18 protein-coding genes are annotated in these 19050 nt (G+C 73.1%); 8 read left to right on the top strand and 10 right to left on the bottom strand.

Going from position 1 to position 19050, the window contains the following annotated elements; all coding sequences use genetic code 11:
* The first annotated feature begins 607 nt into the window (after positions 1-607).
* The 5 genes from ACFY0U_RS01805 to ACFY0U_RS01785 all read left to right on the top strand — a co-directional run bounded on the left by ACFY0U_RS01805 (position 608) and on the right by ACFY0U_RS01785 (position 3895).
* On the top strand, positions 608-1789 hold the full coding sequence (locus tag ACFY0U_RS01805; RefSeq protein ID WP_388628685.1) for a ferredoxin reductase: 1182 nt from the start codon (positions 608-610) through the stop codon (positions 1787-1789).
* A gap of 19 nt (positions 1790-1808) precedes the next feature.
* On the top strand, positions 1809-2918 hold the full coding sequence (locus ACFY0U_RS01800) for a fatty acid desaturase family protein (protein ID WP_388628682.1): 1110 nt from the start codon (positions 1809-1811) through the stop codon (positions 2916-2918).
* Between the two features lie 43 nt (positions 2919-2961).
* Positions 2962-3318, top strand: a complete 357-nt coding sequence (locus ACFY0U_RS01795; RefSeq protein WP_388628679.1) for a PRC-barrel domain-containing protein — start codon at positions 2962-2964, stop codon at positions 3316-3318.
* A gap of 30 nt (positions 3319-3348) precedes the next feature.
* Entirely contained in the window at positions 3349-3519 is a 171-nt protein-coding gene (locus ACFY0U_RS01790; protein ID WP_388628676.1) for a hypothetical protein, read from the top strand.
* Between the two features lie 151 nt (positions 3520-3670).
* Positions 3671-3895 (top strand): hypothetical protein, encoded by a 225-nt coding sequence (locus ACFY0U_RS01785; RefSeq protein ID WP_388628673.1) that lies wholly within the window; start codon positions 3671-3673, stop codon positions 3893-3895.
* A 24-nt stretch (positions 3896-3919) separates the two neighbouring features.
* Here ACFY0U_RS01785 and ACFY0U_RS01780 read toward each other — a convergent pair whose 3' ends face one another.
* A complete protein-coding gene (locus tag ACFY0U_RS01780; protein ID WP_388628670.1) occupies positions 3920-4198 on the bottom strand; it encodes a hypothetical protein in 279 nt (92 codons plus the stop codon).
* 108 nt (positions 4199-4306) lie between these two features.
* Entirely contained in the window at positions 4307-5008 is a 702-nt protein-coding gene (locus tag ACFY0U_RS01775; protein WP_388628667.1) for an ANTAR domain-containing protein, read from the bottom strand.
* Positions 5009-5142: 134 nt separating this feature from the next.
* Here ACFY0U_RS01775 and ACFY0U_RS01770 point away from each other — a divergent pair, with 134 nt between their 5' ends.
* Complete coding sequence (locus tag ACFY0U_RS01770; protein ID WP_388628663.1) at positions 5143-5499, top strand: helix-turn-helix transcriptional regulator; 357 nt, start codon at positions 5143-5145, stop codon at positions 5497-5499.
* Positions 5500-5524: 25 nt separating this feature from the next.
* On the opposite strand, the gene ACFY0U_RS01765 is transcribed toward ACFY0U_RS01770, so the two are convergent.
* Positions 5525-6397, bottom strand: a complete 873-nt coding sequence (locus tag ACFY0U_RS01765) for an LLM class flavin-dependent oxidoreductase (protein ID WP_388628660.1) — start codon at positions 6395-6397, stop codon at positions 5525-5527.
* Between the two features lie 70 nt (positions 6398-6467).
* Complete coding sequence (locus tag ACFY0U_RS01760) at positions 6468-7154, bottom strand: ANTAR domain-containing protein (RefSeq protein ID WP_388628658.1); 687 nt, start codon at positions 7152-7154, stop codon at positions 6468-6470.
* A 298-nt stretch (positions 7155-7452) separates the two neighbouring features.
* Here ACFY0U_RS01760 and ACFY0U_RS01755 point away from each other — a divergent pair, with 298 nt between their 5' ends.
* Together ACFY0U_RS01755 and ACFY0U_RS01750 are read left to right on the top strand one after the other, a co-directional pair.
* Complete coding sequence (locus ACFY0U_RS01755; RefSeq protein WP_388630392.1) at positions 7453-7743, top strand: STAS domain-containing protein; 291 nt, start codon at positions 7453-7455, stop codon at positions 7741-7743.
* On the top strand, positions 7740-8663 hold the full coding sequence (locus tag ACFY0U_RS01750; RefSeq protein ID WP_388628655.1) for an anti-sigma factor RsbA family regulatory protein: 924 nt from the start codon (positions 7740-7742) through the stop codon (positions 8661-8663). The genes ACFY0U_RS01755 and ACFY0U_RS01750 overlap by 4 nt, the downstream gene beginning before the upstream one ends.
* Before the next feature lie 18 nt (positions 8664-8681).
* Here the strand turns inward: ACFY0U_RS01750 and ACFY0U_RS01745 are convergent, their stop codons facing one another.
* The 6 genes from ACFY0U_RS01745 to ACFY0U_RS01720 all read right to left on the bottom strand — a co-directional run bounded on the left by ACFY0U_RS01745 (position 8682) and on the right by ACFY0U_RS01720 (position 18993).
* Positions 8682-10085 (bottom strand): GAF domain-containing sensor histidine kinase, encoded by a 1404-nt coding sequence (locus ACFY0U_RS01745; RefSeq protein WP_388628652.1) that lies wholly within the window; start codon positions 10083-10085, stop codon positions 8682-8684.
* A 21-nt stretch (positions 10086-10106) separates the two neighbouring features.
* Entirely contained in the window at positions 10107-11150 is a 1044-nt protein-coding gene (locus ACFY0U_RS01740) for a rod shape-determining protein (RefSeq protein ID WP_388628649.1), read from the bottom strand.
* Positions 11151-11346: 196 nt separating this feature from the next.
* On the bottom strand, positions 11347-15807 hold the full coding sequence (locus ACFY0U_RS01735) for an SAV_2336 N-terminal domain-related protein (protein ID WP_388628646.1): 4461 nt from the start codon (positions 15805-15807) through the stop codon (positions 11347-11349).
* Entirely contained in the window at positions 15797-16807 is a 1011-nt protein-coding gene (locus ACFY0U_RS01730) for an AAA family ATPase (RefSeq protein ID WP_388628643.1), read from the bottom strand. The genes ACFY0U_RS01735 and ACFY0U_RS01730 overlap by 11 nt, the downstream gene beginning before the upstream one ends.
* 138 nt (positions 16808-16945) lie before the next feature.
* A complete protein-coding gene (locus ACFY0U_RS01725; protein WP_388628640.1) occupies positions 16946-18679 on the bottom strand; it encodes a trypsin-like peptidase domain-containing protein in 1734 nt (577 codons plus the stop codon).
* Entirely contained in the window at positions 18676-18993 is a 318-nt protein-coding gene (locus ACFY0U_RS01720) for a CU044_2847 family protein (protein WP_388628637.1), read from the bottom strand. The genes ACFY0U_RS01725 and ACFY0U_RS01720 overlap by 4 nt, the downstream gene beginning before the upstream one ends.
* Positions 18994-19050: the final 57 nt, after the last annotated feature.

Here is a 19050-nt window from a genome sequence, read left to right as displayed (position 1 = left end):
GGAAGCCGCCGGTTCCAGGATGCGGACGGCGCCGGAGGCCCCCGAGGAGGCGACTTCTCCGGGGCCGGACGGCCGCCGCGGACGGGGTGGTGTCACCGGATCACCGCGCCGGCCGCCCGCCTGTTCGACGCACACATTCGACGCACACAGACCGGCCGGGCCCCAGGGCTGTGCCCCTCGGCGACACCCGCCACGCCGGCCTCCGGCGCCTCGGGCACCAGCCCGCCTCTCGGGCACCCTGACGGCACCGCGTGCGCTCTCCGCGACCAGACGTGCTCGAACGGGATTCGGCCATGGTGCGAGGGACGGACGCGGAACGCGTACACCCTGTTTCCGGGGTCCTTGCTCGTCAGAGCCGCGGAGATCGCCCCCGCCGCCCGGCGCGAGGGGGAGGAGGGGCGGGTGGGGTGGCGCGATCTGGTTCCGTATCCGTCACGGGCCGGGCCGTTGTGGTTCTCTGGCGGGACGTCGGCTGCGGTCCGCCACCCGCGGGCCGAGGCAGATGACCGAGGCGATCCCGCGTACCTGATGCGGGGATGCGCCCGACGAACCGACGTGTCCGACGCGCCCTGTCCCCGCGTGCCCCGTGCGAGTGAAGGGTTCTTCCATGCCGGTTCCGCACGCGCCGATCCCGGCGTTGCCGTCGGCCGCCTTCTTCAGCGCTCTCAGCGGCAGACTCGCCGAGTGGAGCAGCCGCCGGGTTCCGACGGCGGCCGGCCGGATCACCGGTGCCCTCGTCCGTCCGCTCGCGAGTCCCCTCGCCCCGGACGACTACCTGGGCCTGATCGACCCGTTGCTGTCCGCCCGCCATCCCGCGGGCCGGGTGCTCGCCGTGCGTCCGGAGGGCGCCGGGGCGGCCACGCTGGAGATCCGTGCCGGGCGCGGCTGGGCGGGGCACCGGCCCGGGCAGTATCTGCCGGTGGGGGTGGAGATCGACGGCGTACGGCACTGGCGTACGTACTCGATCACCTCGCCCCCCGAAGCGGCGGGCCGCACCCTGACCGTCACGGTCAAGGAGCAGCCCGGCGGCCGGGTCAGTCCGTACCTCGTGCATCGCATCCGGCCGGGCGCCGTGCTCCGACTCGGCCCCGCGCAGGGTGAGTTCACGCTGCCAAAGGATCCGCCGCCGCCGCGGCTGCTGATGGTGACGGCGGGCAGCGGCATCACCCCGGTGGCGGGGATGCTGCGCACCCTCGCGCGCCGCCGCTTCTCCGCGCCCGCCCCCGACGTCGTCCTCCTGCACAGCGCACCCGGCCCGGACGAGTTCCTGTTCCGGTCCGAACTGGCCGTTCTCGCGGCCCAGTCGCCCTGGCTCACCGTGCACGCGCGGTACACCCGTACCGCGGGCCGGCTGGTCCCCGAGCACATCGGCGTGCTCTGCCCGGACTGGTACGACCGGGAGACCTGGGCCTGTGGTCCGGACGGACTGCTCGACGCACTGGAGGGGCACTGGGCGGCGGCCGGCGCCGGTGAGCGGCTGCGGGTGGAGCGGTTCCGGCCGGCGCCCGTGCGGCCGCAGGGCTCCGACGTGTCGGGCGGCCGGGTCCGGTTCGAGCGCAGCGGCGTCGAGGCCGACGCGTGCGCGGCCACGCCCCTGCTGGAGACCGGGGAGGCGGCGGGCGTGGCGATGCCGTACGGCTGCCGCCGGGGGATCTGCTTCGGCTGCCTCGTCCCGCTGGTCCACGGCCGCGTCCGCGATCTGCGGACCGGTGAACTGCACGGTGAACCAGGTGAGTTGATCCAGACCTGCGTCAACGGAGCAGCAGGTCCGCTCACCCTCGCTCTCTAGGCCCCTCAAGGAGCCTGCGATGTCCGCAACCGCTGTACCTGTCACCCCTCTTCGTTCCGTCGAGGATCAAACAGAGCTGCTCGGCGAGGAGTTGGACCGCGTCCGTGCCGAGATCGTCGCGGCGCGCGGCGCGAAGGACGCCCGCTACATCCGTACGGTGATCGCCGCCCAGCGCGGCCTGGAGACCGGCGGCCGTGCCGCCCTAGCCGTCTCCCTCTTCCCGCCCGCCTGGCTCGCGGGCACCGCCATGCTGACCACGGCCAAGATCCTGGAGAACATGGAGCTGGGCCACAACATCCTGCACGGCCAGTGGGACTGGATGGGCGACCCGGCGATCCACTCCACCACCTGGGAGTGGGACTTCCTCACCCCCGCCGAAGCCTGGAAGCACACCCACAACCACCTGCACCACACGTACACCAACGTCGTCGGCCTCGACCGGGACCTCGGCTACACGGTCCTGCGCATGAGCGCGGACCAGCCCTGGCACCCGGCACACCTCCTCCAGCCGCTGTTCACCGCGCTGCTCGCGCCCGTCTTCGAGTGGGGCATCGCCCTCTACGACCTGGAGGCGGACGCCGTCCCCTCCGGCCGCAAGAGCGTGCGGTCCTTCCTCGGTGACGTGGCGGGGCTGGCCCGCAAGGCCGTGCGCCAGGCGGCCAAGGACTACGTCCTGTTCCCGCTGCTCGCCGGGCCGTCCGCGGTGCCCTGTCTGCTGGGCAATGTCACCGCGAACGGGCTGCGCAACATCTGGGCGCACACCGTGATCTTCTGCGGGCACTTCCCGGGTGACGTCCAGACCTTCTCGTACGAGGAGGAACAGCTGGAGGGCGAGACGCGCGGTCAGTGGTACCTGCGCCAGATCCAGGGCTCGGCGAACATCGACGGCAGTCCCCTGCTCCACCTGCTGACCGGCAACCTGAGCCACCAGATCGAGCACCACGTCTTCCCCGACCTGCCCAGCAACCGCTACGCCGAACTCGCGCCCCGGGTGCGTGAGATCTGCGCCCGGCACGGGATCACGTATGTGAGCGGGCCGCTGTGGCGCCAGTACGCGTCGATGTGGGGCCGCGTCCTGCGGCACTCGGTGCCGGATGTGCCCCGACGCCGCCGGGCTTGGGCCGGTTAGTCGCAGTACGATGGAGTCCGGTCCCGCCCAGGAGAGGCAGCGCATGATCCACGCAGCCGATGTCCGCGAGTGGCGCACCCATGACGTCGTGGACCCGAAAGGGCACAAGATCGGTGTGCTCGAAGCGGTCTACGTGGACACCGTCACCGACGAACCGGCCGTGGTGACCGTACGGACCGGGCTGCCGAGCCGTCGGCGTCTGGTCTTCGTACCCCTCGACGACGCACTCCTGGGGCCGGGCTACGTGAAGATCGCCTACGCCAGGAGTCAGGTCAGAAAGGCGCCCTCGATCGGCACGGACGACGTCCTGCCCGCCGAGCAGGAGGAAGCGATCTTCCAGCACTACGGGTTGACGTACCAGCCGGGCGCCAACGGCGAACGCAAGCTCGCCCGCCGCTGAGCGGGGGCACGGTCGAGGGAGGTGCGAGGCGTGGCCTACTTCCTCTTCTTCGTCCTTGTCGCCGTCGTCCTGGGACTCATCGGCGCGACAGCCGACGGGCTGGGCCATCTCCTCATCATCGGAATCGTGGTGCTCGTGGCCGATGTGGCCGTGGCCGCCGTGTGGTTGTCGCGGCGCGCTCGACGGCGTCCTGTCCGCTGACGGCGGCGCGGGCGGCACGGGTCCGTGCGGCCGCCGGAGGAGTACGGTGGCGATACCGAGGGCATTTCGCGCACCGGCCGCCATGCCCGTGCCGTTCTCGGCGATGGATCACGCCGGGCCGGTTCGGCCGGTCCGGAGCAGGGTTCCCGTCATGACCGCGACCGTCCCGTCCCCGCCGAGCCTCGCAGGCCGGCCCTCCTTTCCGGATCCGCTGGACGGCGTCTGGTGGCCCCGTTCCCTGGCCGTGCTGGATCCGCGGACGGTCCCCGTCTCGGCGGCCTGGTTGACGGCCGCCGTGAGCGGCCCCCTGCGTATGTCGGGTACGGGCCGACTGATCGAGGAGGCGGCGCGCCCCGCCGGGCCGCCGACCGACTGAGCGGGACGACCGGCGTGCGGGCGGTCACCTGCGGCGCGCGCGGTCCCGGCGGTCCTCGCGCCCCCAGCGCGCCCGGTTCTGGCGGCTGTAGCGGCGGTCCCAGCGTTCGCGACGGTCCCGGCGCTCCCGGTAGTCGCGGTAGTCCCCGAAGTCGGTCCCGCCGTCACGGATCCGTCCGCCGCCGCGACCGCGGCCGTGGCGGGTGATGCCGTAGACCAGCACCGCCGCGGCCACCCACCACAGGGGATTGAGGAAGCCGAGGCCGAACAGAATCACGATGAGGATGAGGAGCAGGACGAACACAGCGGGTCTCCCGGGAAGCTGGACTCTGCTTCGATACCGGGGACTGGGGCCTCAACTCACAGCGTAGTCCTGCTCAGTGGTTGCGGATACGGCCCGAGGCCGGCGCTTTCACTCCGCCTGCCGCATCCGCTCCCGCGCGGCGGTGACATGGGTGACGGCGGCGGACAGCTGCTTGCGGGACGCCTCGGGCAGGGGTTCGCCGCGGACGGAGTCCACCAGTTGCTGGGCCGCGCGGTGGAGTTTGGTGTTGGTGTTCTGCGAGGTCATCACCAGGACGTGCCAGGCCTCCTCGGCGCTGAGGGCGAAGGTGGCCATGAGGATGCCGCGGGCCAGATCGATGAGCCCCCGGGTCTGCATCGCCCGCCGCAGCTGTACGACCTCGACCCGCGGGTCCGTCGAGGAGTGCGAGGCGTCGTCTTTCTGGTCCACTTCACCCTCCGGGGCGAACAGGGGCAGGGTGTTGGTGAGCGCGAACACCCGTTCGGCGGCGGGGCTGATGGCGCGGATCGTGACCGTCTTGCACTGGTCGAGGCCCTGCTGCCGGATCCCCAGCAGGGCGTTGAGCCCGGAGCAGTCGCAGAAGTCGACGCCGTCGAGGTCCAGGTCGATGCCCTTGCCGGAGTCCGTGAGGGCCGAGCGCAGTGCGTGCTGGAGCTGCTGGTCCGCGGCCAGGTCGAGGTCGCCGCGCACGGTGACCACCGTCCGGTCGCCGTCGGGTCGGGCGCAGACCGTCAGCCGTGCCCCGCCGTCACCGGCGAGCCTCGTGCATTCGTCGACCGGCCCGGCACAGCAACGTGCCGACTTGGACATGGTCCTCTCCCAGGGCTGGGTACACCCACTTTCCGACGTCACCAGATTCACCCGTACGCAGACTCACGTCAAGGGATACGTGAAATTGTCTTCGTGTATTCTCATGCGTGAATCTCTAGGCGTACGATGCGCTCATGAGTGGAGCGACGGAGCCGCACGCGGGGTGGACGTTCATCACCAACCATGCGCGGGTACTGGCGGCCATTGCCGAGAATCAGAGCGCGCGGGTGCGGGACATCGCCGCCCATTGCAGGCTGACGGAGCGCGCTGTCCAGAAGATCATTTCCGATCTGGAGCAGAGCGGATACCTGTCCCACACACGTGAGGGGCGCAGCAACACGTACCGGATCGAGCAGGGGAAGGTCCTGCGCCATCCCGCCGAGGCCGAGGCCGGGCTCACGGTCGCCGCCCTGCTGGCACTGCTGGCCCAGGTGGACGCCCATCACGAGGCGACGCCCCACGCCGGTGCGGTGGCGACCGAAGAGGTGTGAGCGTCCGGGACCCGGGTCGCCGTGCTCAGCGCCCGGCGGCCTCCAGGACGGCCTCCAGCTGCCGGAGCGGCTCGGCGCCGACGAAGCGGAGGACGACGGTGTCGGCGCCGGACTCCCGTAGCGCACCGATCCTCTCGGCGGCCTGAGCCGCGCTGCCGGAGACGGTGAAGACGTCCTCCTGCGGGCGGCCCAGCCAGGCGCCGTGGCCCTCGGTGTGCGGGTGCAGGGTCCGGGCCACCTCCTCGGGGTCGTCGCCCACGGCGCAGAAGGCGAGGACGCTGAGCGTGTGGTCGTCGCCCGCGCCGCCCTTCGCGAGCAGCGCCCGGACGTTCTCCAGGTCCCGCGGTCCGTGGCCCTCGGCGATCAGGGTGCCGTCCGCGACCCGCCCCGACAGCTCCAGGGAACGAGGCCGCACCACCCCCGCGACCAGCGGCGGCGGCTCGGCGGGCGGGTGGACGAGCCGGATGCCGTCGATCCGCACCTCCCGGCCCTGCGACGTGACCCGCTCCCCGTGCAGCAACGCCCGTACGGCGGTGATCGTCTCCTCCAGCAGGGCCAGCGGAGAGCGCGGCGCGACACCGACCTGCTCCATCCACTCCCGTACGCCATGCCCGATCCCCGCCACCAGCCGGCCCGGGAACACCCTTGCCAGCGTGGCCAGTTCCATCGCCAGCAGCGCCGGGCTGCGCAACGGCGCCGGTGTGATGCCGATGCCCACCCGCAGCCGCCCGGTCGCGCCCAGCGCCACGGCCGCCGCCGACACCCCGCCGTTCCAGCCGAGGTCCTCCACCACCCACAGGTCGTCCGCGCCGAGCGCCTCGGCTTGCCGCGCGAAGTCGGGCAGCCCCTCGGGGGCCCAGTCGCGGTCGTACATCACACCGATCCGGAGATTCGTCATACGACGGAACCTACGGTCCGGCCGAGCAGCGGATCAACGGACTTTGACGCCAAGATCCAGCAGGCCCGCCTCAGTTCAGACAGCTCCTGACCGCTGTACGCAACGCCGTGCGCACCTCCACGGACGGCAGCGGGCCGTCGGACTCCGCGCCGGCGGTGAGGGCCGCGGCGACCGTGCGCAGCTTGGTGTTGGAGAGCTGGGAGGTCTTGCGCAGAATGGTCCAGGCCTCCTCCGACGTACAGGAGTGGGCGGCCATGAGGATGCCGCGGGCCTGGTCGATCACGGGCCGGGAGGCGAGCGCCTGGCGGAGCTGCTCGACCTCCGCACGCAGCAGATGGAGCTGCTCCGCGCGCTCAAGGGCCACCACGGAGGACGCCGGGGGAGTGGGCTCGGGCCCGGTCCGGCGCGGTGCCGGCCGCAGCGGGTCGGTGGTGTCCAGGCCGGCGAGCTCCAGGATCCGGCGCGGCTGGCCGGTCCAGCGCGCGGTGGCCACCGGGATGCGCCGCCGATGGCGGTAGGCGTCGAGGAGTTCCAGGAACTGGAGCCCGGCGGTGTCCATGAACACCACGGCGGCCATGTCCAGTTCGACCCGGCGGATTCCGTCCGGCAGCGCCGTCAGGGTCTTGTCCAGGACCTCCGCACAGCCGCGCACGAGCTCGCCGCGTGGCCGTAGCTCGGCCCGGCCCGCGTTCGTGGAGCCGTCGATGACCAGGGTGTTCAGCCGTCCTGCGAGAGATGTGTGTGCCGCTGGGATCATGTCTCCGCCTCGTCGGTCCCCGACCGTCGTCACGTTGACGGGCCTCCTTCGTGCCACCGGGGTCCGGACGGAGCCGGGCACCCCAGCTCCGCGGTCGCCCGGCGGTGCTGACCGTGCGCCTGCCCGGCGCGTCGCGGGCTACACCCGTGGGGCGGGGATTGACCGGCTACCGTCGGGGGTACGCGCGTGTCGTCCACGAACAGCGGGAGACGGCGCACGAGCCGGGGGAGACGGCGTGCATCTTGACCACCGACCAGCGCCGCGGCCCGCCGGCGCGGTACCGCGGCTCACGGTGTCCGTGTTGCGCGGGCGCAGTGGCCTGCGGGCCGCGGGTGAGGTGGGCCATGCCACGCAAGAGATCTGGGAGCGCGCATTGGAGCAGGCCGTGGGCGCGCGTGCGGACGTGTACCGGCTGGAACTGTCCGCCGTGACCTTCGTCGACATCGCGGGCGCCGACGCCCTCGCGGCCGCCGCGCGACGACTGGAGCAGGGCCGGCTGCTGGAGCTGCACCGTCCGCCGCCCACACTGAGCCGGACCCTGGACCTGTTCTGGCCGGGCCTGCCGGGGATCGAGGTGACGCTGCCATGACCGCCGCGTTCCTGCACCCCGCCCTCTTCTACCGGGACGCCCGGGACTACCTCGCGGGCACGATCCCCTTCGTCCGCGAGGGCCTCGCGGCGGGCGAACCGGTCGCCGTGGCCGTACCGGGTGACAACCTCCGGCTGATCCGTGACGCGCTCGGCGACGCCGCCGAGGCCGTACGGCTCCTGGACATGCGGGAGGCCGGCCGCAACCCCGGCCGGATCATCCCCGGCGTGCTGCGCGCCTTCGCCGACGCCCAGCCGGCCGGCCGCCGGGTGCGGATCATCGGCGAACCGATCTGGGCCGGCCGTACGGCCGACGAGTACCCGGCGTGCGTCCAGCACGAGGCGCTGATCAACGCGGCCTTCGAGGACCGGCTCGCGACCATCCTGTGCCCGTACGACGTCAGCCGCCTCGACGACCGGGTGCTCGCCGACGCCTACGCCACCCACCCCACGGTCATCCCCTCCGGCGGCGCCCCGGAACGGGAGAGCGGCGGATACGCCCCCGACACCGTCGTGGACCGCTACAACGAGCCGCTGCCCGCGGTGGCGGACGTGCTGTCGCTCTGCTTCGACGCCGGATCGCTGTCCGAGGTCCGCCATCTCGCGACCGCCGAGGGCGCCCGGCTCGGACTGACCGGGATCGCACTGGAGAACCTCACCCTGGCGGCGGCCGAGCTCACCACCAACAGCGTGGTGCACGGCGGCGGTTCGGGGACCCTGCGGGTGTGGGCCGAGGACGGGTACACGGTGTGCGACGTGCAGGACAAGGGCCGGCTCGCCGACCCTCTGGCGGGACGCCGGCCCGCGGCCCGCGACCAGCGCGGCGGGCGAGGACTGCTGCTGGTCAACCTGATCGCCGACCTGGTGCGGATCCACACCGGCGAGGAGGGGACGACGGTGCGCTGCTGGTTCGCGCGCTGAGCTCTTCGGCCCCCGGTGTCAGAGCGGTGCCTGCCAGGTCACCGTCGTCCCCGCGCCCCCGTCGTCGGCCTCCCCGTCGTCGTGCACCGTCAGCCGTACGCCCTCCCGGCCGTCCGGCAGGGTCGCCGTCGCGTCGACCGTGACCTCGATGCGGCAGACGCCCGACCGACGGGACGCGCCGGCGAGGGCGCGGCGCAGGGCGGTGAGCAGATGCCCGGCCGTCTGCTCGGGGACACGGCTCTCGACCGCGCCGGCGAACCGCGTGGACGGCGCGAAACCCAGCAGGGCCGCCGCCCCCGCCGTCTCCCGCAGCACCTTGCCCCGGAAGGTCGTCGGGGCGTCCGCGGGCGGCTGCTGCAACGCGAAGATCGTCGTACGGACCTCCTGGACGGTCGACTGGAGCTCGTCGACCGCCTTCCCCAGCGTCTCGTGCACGTCGTCCGCCCCGCTGCGGCGCTGGGTGGACTCCAGCATCATGCCGGTGGCGAACAGCCGCTGGACGACGAGATCGTGCAGATCGCGGGCGATACGGTCGCGGTCCTCGAAGACGGCGAGGAGTTCACGGCTGTGCTGGGCGTCGGCGAGGACCAGGGCGAGCGCGGCCTGCGAGGCGAACTGGACCGCCAGCAGCCGTTCCACGGAGGTGTACGGGCGGTCGCCGCGCCGGCGGGGCAGGGCGAGGGTGCCGATCAGCCGGCCGCCGGCCTGGAGCGGCAGCATCATGCTGGGCCCGAACCGGTGCCGTACATGGGTCGTCATCCGCGGGTCGGTCGCCGAGTCGTCGACGAACACCGGTTCACCGCCTAGGAGTTGCTCGAGGACCGGGCTGCCGGGTGCGATCGTCGTGCCGACGATGTCGCCGGGATCGTCGTACGTCGAGGCGGTCACGATCTCCATGCCGCCCTCCTCGGTGGGCTGGAGGATGACCCCCGCGGAGGCGTCGGCGAGGAGGCGGGCGCGTTCGGCGACCGTCGTGAGCGCGTCGGCCGCGGACCCCTCGCCGAGCAGCGCGGTGGTGACGGCCGCCGCGCCCTCGATCCAGCGCTCGCGCTGCCGGGCCGCCTCGTACAGCCGGGCGTTGCCGATGGCGATGCCGGCCTGGGCGGCGAGGACGTGCAGGAGCTGCTCGTCCTCGGCGGTGAAGGGGGCGTCTGCCTTGTCCGCGAGGTGCAGCGTGCCGAACTCCTCGTCCTGCACCCGGATCGGCACGGTCAGCGAGACGGCCGTGCGCGGGGCGGTGCCCGGGGTGCGGAGCTCGATGAGTCCGTCCTGGCCCGGGTCGGCCGTCCCCAGCGCGGCGTACCGGGCGCCGGTGAGGTCGGCGGCGGCGTCCACGATGTGCTGGAGGGTGGTGCGCAGTTCGAGGTCGGTGCCGACGCTGAGGACGGCTTCGAGGAGCGGGGGGAGGGGGTCGTCGGGCATGGGGCGGGCCGAGGTGGGGGCTCAGTCGCTCAGCGGGTCCAGTGCCAGCGGCTCGATACGGCCCTCCAGCATCGCGCCGAGACCCTCCACCGCGCACACCTCGGGCCGCTCGGCGATGTGCACCGGCATGCCGGTCGCCTGCCGCAGCATCTGGTCGAAACCGGGGAGCAGCGCGCTGCCGCCGACCATCATGATCCCGCGGTCGGCGAGGTCGGCCACCAGGTCGGGCGGGCAGTCCCGCAGCACCTTGCCGATGCCGTCGAGCACGGCGGTGAGCGGGGTCTGGATCGCGTCGCGGACGGCGGCGGTGTCGACCTGGACGGAGCGGGCGAGGCCGGTGGCGACGTCCCGTCCGTGGATCTCGGTGGAGGCGGGGCCCGAGGCGGTGAGGCCGTTGCCGGACAGGGCGAGCTGGAGCGGCCGTACGGACTGGCTCGGCAGCATCAGCTCGTGCTGGTGGCGCAGGTGCTGCACGATCGCGTGGTCCACGGCCTCGCCGCCGACGGGGATGCGTACGGCGTTCACGATCGAGCCGAGGGACAGCACGGCGACCTGGGTGGCCGCGGCCCCGCACACCAGCACCATCGTCGCCTCGGGCCGCTCCACCGGCAGCCCGCAGCCGACGGCGGCGGCGATGAGCGTGTCCACGAGCTCGACACGGCGGGCACCCAGCCCGACCAGGGTCTCGATACAGGCGCGCTGGGCGAGCGGGTCCGCGTCGTGCGGGGTGCAGGCGGCGGCGCGCAGGATCGGCTTGCGGCGCAGCGAGCGGCGGATCTTGTCGCCGAGCAGGTGCCGCAGCATGCGCTGGGCCATCTCGATGTCGACGACCGTGCCGCCGGACACGGGGCGGACGACACGGATGTAGTCGGGGGTGCGCCCCGTCATCTTCTCCGCGAACTCACCCACCGCGATCAGCGCGCCGGTCCGGGTGTTCACGGCGGCGACGGACGGCTGGTCGACGACGAGCCCGGCGCCCTTCACGTACACCCGCGTCCTCGCCGCCCCCAGGTCGACGGCGAAGTGGCAGCGACGCAGCTGCTCCAGACTGGCGGTGGCGGTCATGGGCAGGTCCTCCCGAGAACACAGACCGTGGCCGCGCCGGGTGGCGGGGCTCATTGGCATCGTCTGGGGGGTGGGGGTGGGGCGCCTGCTGGAGGGGGCCGGGTGGGGAGCGACTGAATGGGGGGTTTTGTGGCTTATGCCCTATATAAGGGTCGCGTAAGGATCCTGACGGCAGGTCATGTCAGGCCGCGTCAGGTCACAGTGCGCGGGCCGCGTCCAGGAGGGGTTCGAGGGAGCCGACGACCTCCTCGCAGCCGGCGTTGCGAAGGTGTCGGCCCGTGGCGGGGATGTCGGCGAAGCCGATGCAGCGCAGGCCGATGCGGGTGGCGGCGGTGTACTCCGCGACGGAGGAGGTCACGAGGAGACCGGTGGCGGCTGGGCGGCCGGGGTGTGCCAGGGCACGCAGCAGACAGTCGGGGTTCGGCATCAGCAGGGCGAGGTCGTCGCTGCGGCCGTGAACGCTGGTCGGCGGGATGCCGTGGTGGGACAGACAGCGCTGTACGGCCTGCTCGCTGGCGTCCGTCACGACCTCGACGCGGCGCGCGGAGGCGGTCAGGGCGCGGATGAGGGCGTGGGCGTCCGGGGTGGGGTGGGTGTACGGGACGGCGCGCAGTTCCAGATCGTCCAGCCGGCGGCGCAGCGTCTGCCCGACGCCGCTGTCGGCGAAGGCGCGCAGCACGTCCAAGGGGTGCAGGCGCTCTTCCTGAGCGGCACCGAGAGGGTGGCCCTCCAGCGCCTCGTCCGGATGGCGGTGCTCGGTGACCAGGGAGAGGAGGTCCAGGGCGGCGGTGCGGGCGGTCTTCGTCGTGAACAGGCGGGTGAGGGGGCCGTCGAAGCCGATGAGTACGGTTTCGGCTTCGCGGAGGAGGCGGGCGAAGGGGGTGGAGGACGGGAGGTGGGCTCGGGGGAGCGGTGCCGGTGCGCCCTCCGGGGTCAGTCCCACCGAGCAGGTCACCGACAGACCCGGCACCGGCCATCTGCGCAGCCCGTTGCGGAGTGCCTGCTGGGCTGCGCCCCCACGCTCCAGGGGATAACGGCGGGTGATGCGGGCCGCCTCCTTCAGGAGGTGGTCGAGGAGGACCGCGGAGACGTTCTCGGTCTCGGCGCGCAGAAAAGCGACCGGGTCGTCGACGTGCCAGGACAGTTCGGCCGAGGCGGCGAAGGCTCCGCCGCCGGAGCTCGGCAGGGAGACATCGTGGGCGGCCTGGTGGATGGTGAGGTCGACCTCGTAGTAGTCGATGATGCGCGGCGGGCGTTTGCCCCACGGGTGGGCCGGGTTGAGCGAGGTCAGGGGGCCGCCGGACGGGGCGAGCACGATGGCCGTACGGCCTGCGACGGGGGGCTCCAGTTGCGTGACGTCGTGCGTGGTGAACGGGCCGCGCACCAGGTCGCGGGCCTCGGACTCCCAGGACGCCAGATGCAGTGGGCAGTACCAGGCGACGGGGGCCTCCTGGCCCCCTGTCCAGAGCGGCTGGAAACGATCGGAGTCCACCGCGTTGTCGGTGAACTTCTCGTACAGCGTGGGGGAGACGAGCACGGTGACGTCCGCCCACGACTCGTCGAGTATGCCCTGCACCTGCGGCGGTACGACGGGTCGGCCGGGGCCGGCGAACCATGGGCTGTGCCAGAACGTCACCCGGACCTGCGGTGGATCGTCCAGGGTGGCGAGGTGTTCGGGGAGCCCACGGAGTACGGCGACCAGGGTGGGCAGCACATGGGTGCCGGGCTCGGTCAGGACGACGTAGCCGTTGTCGCGGGCCAGGATCTCGTACTGATGGGAGGGCAGATCACCGCGGGCCAGGAGGAGGGGCACGGCCTCGCCGAGGGCGCCGCGGGGATCCTCACCGTGGGGCAGCTCGAAGACGATCGTGGGCCGGGACCGCTCCGCCGCCTCGCGCAGCTCGCGGTGGAGTTCCTGGAAGACGGGGTCGAGAGGTTCGGAGTACAGCCGCTGCCGGTGTTCCTCGTAGGACTCGTACGCCTCGATGGCCTCGGTGATCCTGCCCATGCCCTTGAGCGCGAGGATGTGGAGGCGGCGGAAGTCCTCGTGGTCGGGGTGCTCCTGGATCAGGGCGGTGAGGTCGGCGGACGCTTGGGCGAAGTTGCCCGCGTCCAGGTCGAGTTCGGCGCGTATGGCGCAGAGGTCACGACGGAGGGCGCGCAACCGGGTGCGGGTGGCTCGGGCGGCGGGGCCGGGGAGGCCGGCGACGGGATCGCCGTACCAGAGGTTCAACGCCTGCTGAATGGTGGCGCGGTGGGCGGCCTGGTCGGGGATGCGTCCGCCGAGGAGTTTCTGGCAGTGGACCACGTCGATGTAGGCGTCCGGTACGTGGACGGCGTATCCGTCGGAGAGTTCGGCGAGGATGCCGACGCCGAGGAGCCGGCGCAGCTCGTCGGCCAACTGGCGGTGCCGCTCGGTGTGTTCGGAGGGTGCTTGGTCCCAGAGTCCGAGGGACAGCTCGGTGTTGTTCACGCGGCAGCCCGGTTTGAGGAGCAGTATGCACAGCATGGCCTGCGCCTCCGGCGACGGAACGCCGTCACGGTCGACACTCAGTGGCCCGAGCATGGTGACGCGCAGCGGCTCCGACTCCCGCAAGCCCCGCGAGGCAAGGTCCTCCAGCAGTACGCGGAACGCGCGCAGGTCCGTGCGCGGACTGTGCCGCAGCGACTGCTCGCCCAGCGTGAACCGGGTGATCACGGCCGTGCCGTCAGGTTTGAGCAGAATGCCGTCCCAGCCGTTCTGACCCCGCACCAGGCCATTCGCGTAGAGCGCCTCAAGCCCCGCCTCCACCCCCCTCCGCACCCGCTCGTACACCCCGGCGGACACCCCCGGCCCGCTCCCCCGCTCCAACTCGGCCACGGTCACCCCGTCCAGGAACTCCGTCACGAGACAGGGCCGGGTGCCCTCCACCCAATGGTCCACCACCGGCGCCACGTTCGGATGCTTCAGCTCGGCGAGCGTCGCCGCCTGCGTCAGGAAGAGGTCCGGATCCGACGTCTGTTCCGGGTACTGGTGGACCACCACCCGCCGCTGGGTGCGTACATCCACCGCCTCCCACGGCTGCGGCCCCGGAACCCCCACCGGCCGGTACCGCCCCCGGAGCAGCGGCCCCTCCTCGTCCCTGCCCCCGCCGAGCCGCCGTACCGTCTCCTCCCGCACAGTCGCGAACGCCGCACCCCCGTCGCCCGCCTCCGCCCCGAACTCGCCCGCCGCCAGCCCGGCCCGCTCGTCGATCAATCCGCCGACCCGGGCCAGGAATTCACGCGTACGTCCTCGCGCCGTACGCGGCAGTGTCCGCAGCAGCAGATCCCGTACGCCGGGCCGGAAGGTGTACGAACCCGCCGGCCGCCCCGGAACCGTCGTGAGCATGCCGCTGAGGATCACCTCGGCGAGGTGCTGCGGTCGTGGACTGCGTTCCAGGGCGCGTTGGACGAGGCGCATGACCGGGACCGAGGGGTCGGCCAGGGACAGGTGGCCGGCGAGGCGGAAGGCCTCCGGGGATGCCGTGGCGCGGAAGTGCAGGACCAGGTCGCGTGCGGAGAGGGAAGCGATGTCGGGGCCGGCGGCCGGGTCGGCGATGAGGGGTACGGGGGCCGGGCTCAGCCATGCCGCCGCGCCCGGCACTCGCCCCCTGTCCGAACTGACGACGATCGAAGCCCAGTTGGCCAGCCAGACCGGCCCTGCTTCCAGCACTGGCAGGGCGCACGCGTCGACAGGACCCCTCGCCGCGTCCGGGTCGTACGGGGTGAAAGCGAGCGTCGCCGCCGGGGCCGCCGCGGCGGGGGCCGTCAGCAGGCCCGGTTCGGCGGGGAGCGCCGTGGTGTGCCACAGGCGCTCGGGCAGCGGCTGTACGACGGCCAGGGGCATCCGGCTCGCCCAGCGGCGGAGCGTGCGGTGCCAGCGTTCGCCCGCGGGGCCGGGGCGCCACTGCGGGCCCATGCAGTCGCTGATCACCAGGGTGACGGTGCGGCCGTCCGCGAGGGCGGGGACGTGGCCGGCGCGGCCGTCGGGGCCGGCCCGGTGCAGGGTGACCGTGCGGAAGACGCCCGACTGGGCGAGCGTGGTGTGCAGTTCGCGTACCAACGGGCGCCAGACCGGCATCGTGGGGCCGGCGTCGTACACCAGGTTCAGCCGCAGCCAGCGGTCCGGGGCCGGGCGCAGGACGGGCAGCCAGACGTCCGGGTGCGCGCCGAGCCGGGCGATGCGGTCAGCCGTGGCGCGCTCGTCCAGGACACGGGCGCGGGGTGAGGGGACGTGTCGTTTCAAGGGGCGCAGGGCGCGTTGCAGGGCGAGTGGGTGGGACAGCATCGGTGGTGCGGGGGTGTGGAGCCGGGGCGTGGTCGTGGTGGCCGGCGCGGGCAGGCGCAGGGGGACGCGGCCGTCGGGGGCCGGAGGCGGCTGGGGGGTCGGCGGTGGGGCGGGCTCGGGGTGGTGCGGTGGTCGGAGTGGAACGGCGGTGGGGGCCGGGGGTGGTGTGGCGGTGGCTGCGGCGGGCGCCTCGTGGTGACTGTCCGGGGTTGGCAACTGCTGTGCCAGCCACAGGAGTTCGGCCAGCTCGCGCGGCGTCGGACCGGGCATCTCGGAGCCCGCCGCGGCGGCCAGCACCGCCGTCAGCCGGGCCACCGCCTCCCCGGCGTCCCGTGCGTCAGAACCCATCGCCGTCCGCCGCCCCGCTCAGATACGGCATCAGCTGCTTGGCCAGCTGCTCCCGGGACTCGGCGTCCAGACCCGACACACCCGTGAGGTAGATGGCGTTCAGAAGCTGGTCGGTGGCGAGCTCGCCGCTGTTCGAGCGGTCCAGGAAGCCTTCGATCAGGGATTGTGTCCGGTCGTCCGGGGCGCCGAGGTGGGCGCGGACGATATCGGTGAGCTGCTCCTTGTCGGGGCGGCGGAGTTGCAGGCGTACACAGCGGCGCAGGAAGGCGGGCGGGAACTCGCGCTCGCCGTTGCTGGTCAGGACGACGAAGGGGAAGGCGCGGCAGCGGACCCGGCCGCGCCGCACGGTGACCGGGGTGTCCGTGCCGTCCGCGAGGACCTCGGCGGTGCCCTCGGTGGAGTGGCGGGCCGCGCGGACCAGTTCGGGGATCTCGAACTGGCCCTCCTCCAGGACGTTCAGGAGGTCGTTGGGCAGGTCGAGGTCGCTCTTGTCGAGCTCGTCGACCAGGATGGCGCGAGGCCGGTCGTAGGGGAGGAGAGCCGTGCCGAGGGGGCCCAGACGGAGGTGGTCCTCCACACCGCCCTGGGAACGGCCGCCGCCGGGGCGGGCCGCGTAGAGGCGGGACAGGGGGTCGTACTGGTAGAGGCCGTCGGCGAGGGTGCTGCGGCTGGTGATGTTCCAGCGCAGGACCGGGCCGAGGGACAGCTCGCGTGCCACCGCGTACACCAGGGAGGACTTGCCGGTGCCGGGCGGCCCCGTGACCAGCAGCGGCCGGCGCAGGCAGAGGGCGGCGTTGACGAGCTGGATGCTCTCCGGGGTGGCCACGTAGGTGCGGGCGCGGTGGACGCGGTCGGGTGATACGGCTGCCTCGTCGTCGGTGTCGCCGGGGGGCGGCAGTGCGGGCCCGCCGTCGAACGCCCGCCACGGAGGAGGGGCGGGCAGGTCGGTGATGCCGTCGTGCGGCTCGCTCGTGCCGGTGTAGACGGACCAGTGCGGCATGGTGCGGGTCTCCGGTCTGGAGGGCGGGCGGGGCGGCGGATGATGGTTCGGGCGATCGGTCTCGGTGGGGGGCGGGCGGTCCGGCGGGATCGGTCGGTGGTCTGGCGGAGCGGACCGGCGGCGACCCTCCACGCGGTCTCAGGCGACGGTGGACCTGTTGTCGGGGGCGGCGAGTCGGGCGTGGTGGACGGTGGGACGAGTGGTGGCCTGGGCCACGGGTGACCGCAGGTGCGTCGCCTCCTCGTGAGGGTCTGTGAAGCAGCGCGGGTCGTCCCACAGGAGCTGTATGTCGCGTGCCCAGTGTCCGTCCTCCGTCTCGGCCGTCCGGCGCAAGGTGAGGACGGTGCGCGGGAGTTCGGCGGGCGATACGTGGGAGACATGGGCGTCGAGTTCGTCCAGGAACGCCGTGCCGGGGCAGCCGTCCTCGCAGCCGTCCGGCTCCCCGCAGCCCCGGCGTGACCACACGATCGCCGGGGCCGGGGCGGTGAGCGAGGTCTTGAAGTGCTCGCCGGCGCGGGCCGGGTCCGGTGCGGCGGCGAAGCCCGCGAGGCAGGGGTCCGACTCGAGCAGGGCCAGCCGCAGCTCGCTCGGCTTGCCGGGGCAGCCGCACGCGACGCGGTGCACACGGGCGCCGGTGCGGGAGTCGAGCCGGTTCCAGGCGCGGGTCAGGGCGTGCCGGGTGCGGGCTCTGCGGCGTATGTGGTCGGTGACGACGACGGGCAGGGCGAGGCCGAGCGGGGTGTCGTCCTCGGCGTCGCTCTCCCAGCGCTCCACCGGCCAGTCCAGCCAGTCACGGGGCAGCGCGAACGCGATCAACTCGTCGGCGCCGGGCGTCAGCCGCAGGAATGCCGCCTCGATGCCGTCCTGGACGCAGGCGCGCAGCCGGGTGTGCGGCACGGTGTCGGAGGCCACCGGGTGGCGGCGGCCCCCGCTGTACGCCGACACCTCCACGCGGACCAGGTCCTCGCCCGCACCGGTGCGGGCGAGCTCGATCAGGATGGGCGCCCAGACGGGTGCCTTGCTCCGGGATACGGCGGGTGGGGCGAGGAGGGCTTCCAGGCGGTTCGCGAACCGCGTCGCCGTGTCCGGGTCGTCGACCTCGCCCTGGACGAACCAGGCCGCCGACCAGAGGGAGTCGAAGCCTTCAGCCGGCGGCAGCGGGTCGAGGTCACCGGCGGCATCGGTGTAGAGCCGTACGGGGTCGCAGTCCAGACCGGTGCGGACCGCCCGCTCCACGAGCGCGCGCAGCCGCCGCCGGGCGGCCGGGGCACTGCCCGGTGCCGGGACGAGGCCCGCGAGGCCGGGCCAGTGGCGCTCGATGACGTCCGTCGGCATCATCCGGCCCGACAGGATTCCCTTCGCGCCCGCCGCCGCCGTGACCATGCCGACGACCTCGCCGGTCTCGACCAGGGTGACGGCGGCACCGCTGAACCCGGCGACGAGGGGTTGGCCGTACCCGCTCCACGCCTCCAGCTGGATCCACTCGCCGCCGACCAGCACCGGCCCCGTGGTGCGGTACTCGGCGAGGGCACCCTCGTCCCAGCCGGCCGGGAAGCCGTACGCGACGAGCTTGCGGTCGCCGTGTGCGGTGTCGGCCGGGGCCAGGGCCGCCGGGGCGATGGTGACCTCCTCGGCCAGTTCCAGTACGGCTAGGTCGCCCGGGTCGGCGGGGCCGCCCGCCCAGTCGCCGTGGGCGACCACACGGGCCGGGACGGCGGGGGACCCCGGGCGCTGTGGGAAGGACACGGTGAGCGTGTCGCGGTCGAGCGCCACATGGGCGCAGGTCAGCACGGTGCCGGGGGCCACCAGGAAGCCCGACCCGATCACTTTGCCCGCGCACTCGACGCGGGCGTGCCACTCGGCGCCGCTCATGGCCTGGCCGGGGTCCAGGTGAGCTTGACGACCAGATGGCCCTCGGCGCTGCCCTTCGCGATGATCGCGCCCGTCTCGGCGGACAGCTTCACACCGAACTCGATCTCCACGCCGTCCGGTTGGAGCGCGCCGTCCCGGAACACCCGAAGTGCCGCCTCGGCCGCCGAGCGCACGCCGTCCAGGGCGTTCTCGAAGGTGCGGGCGGCCTGGACCGTGCCGTCGCGGGAGACGAGGCGGGAGCCTCGTATGTCGTCGGCGGCCTCGACCGCGATCACCGCACCGTCGTCGGTCTTGAACTCGACCAAGCCTTCCATGACGCCCCCGTCGTCCGGTGGAACCGAGCCCGTTCATTGTTCCGGACGACAGGGGGA

This window comes from Streptomyces sp. NPDC001536 (genome assembly GCF_042894505.1).
In the GTDB taxonomy this organism is placed as follows: Bacteria; Actinomycetota; Actinomycetes; order Streptomycetales; family Streptomycetaceae; genus Streptomyces.
The sequence above is the reverse complement of the archived record's forward strand: the minus strand, read 5'-3'. Positions and strand labels throughout refer to the sequence as shown.

Coding starts and splice junctions, on each gene's coding strand:
- ACFY0U_RS01805 (WP_388628685.1), top strand. CDS start 608: ATGCCGGTTCCGCACGCGCCGATCCCGGCGTTGCCGTCGGCCGCCTTC.
- ACFY0U_RS01800 (WP_388628682.1), top strand. CDS start 1,809: ATGTCCGCAACCGCTGTACCTGTCACCCCTCTTCGTTCCGTCGAGGAT.
- ACFY0U_RS01795 (WP_388628679.1), top strand. CDS start 2,962: ATGATCCACGCAGCCGATGTCCGCGAGTGGCGCACCCATGACGTCGTG.
- ACFY0U_RS01785 (WP_388628673.1), top strand. CDS start 3,671: ATGACCGCGACCGTCCCGTCCCCGCCGAGCCTCGCAGGCCGGCCCTCC.
- ACFY0U_RS01775 (WP_388628667.1), bottom strand. CDS start 5,008: ATGTCCAAGTCGGCACGTTGCTGTGCCGGGCCGGTCGACGAATGCACG.
- ACFY0U_RS01770 (WP_388628663.1), top strand. CDS start 5,143: ATGAGTGGAGCGACGGAGCCGCACGCGGGGTGGACGTTCATCACCAAC.
- ACFY0U_RS01765 (WP_388628660.1), bottom strand. CDS start 6,397: ATGACGAATCTCCGGATCGGTGTGATGTACGACCGCGACTGGGCCCCC.
- ACFY0U_RS01760 (WP_388628658.1), bottom strand. CDS start 7,154: ATGATCCCAGCGGCACACACATCTCTCGCAGGACGGCTGAACACCCTG.
- ACFY0U_RS01750 (WP_388628655.1), top strand. CDS start 7,740: ATGACCGCCGCGTTCCTGCACCCCGCCCTCTTCTACCGGGACGCCCGG.
- ACFY0U_RS01745 (WP_388628652.1), bottom strand. CDS start 10,085: ATGCCCGACGACCCCCTCCCCCCGCTCCTCGAAGCCGTCCTCAGCGTC.
- ACFY0U_RS01740 (WP_388628649.1), bottom strand. CDS start 11,150: ATGACCGCCACCGCCAGTCTGGAGCAGCTGCGTCGCTGCCACTTCGCC.
- ACFY0U_RS01735 (WP_388628646.1), bottom strand. CDS start 15,807: ATGGGTTCTGACGCACGGGACGCCGGGGAGGCGGTGGCCCGGCTGACG.
- ACFY0U_RS01730 (WP_388628643.1), bottom strand. CDS start 16,807: ATGCCGCACTGGTCCGTCTACACCGGCACGAGCGAGCCGCACGACGGC.
- ACFY0U_RS01725 (WP_388628640.1), bottom strand. CDS start 18,679: ATGAGCGGCGCCGAGTGGCACGCCCGCGTCGAGTGCGCGGGCAAAGTG.
- ACFY0U_RS01720 (WP_388628637.1), bottom strand. CDS start 18,993: ATGGAAGGCTTGGTCGAGTTCAAGACCGACGACGGTGCGGTGATCGCG.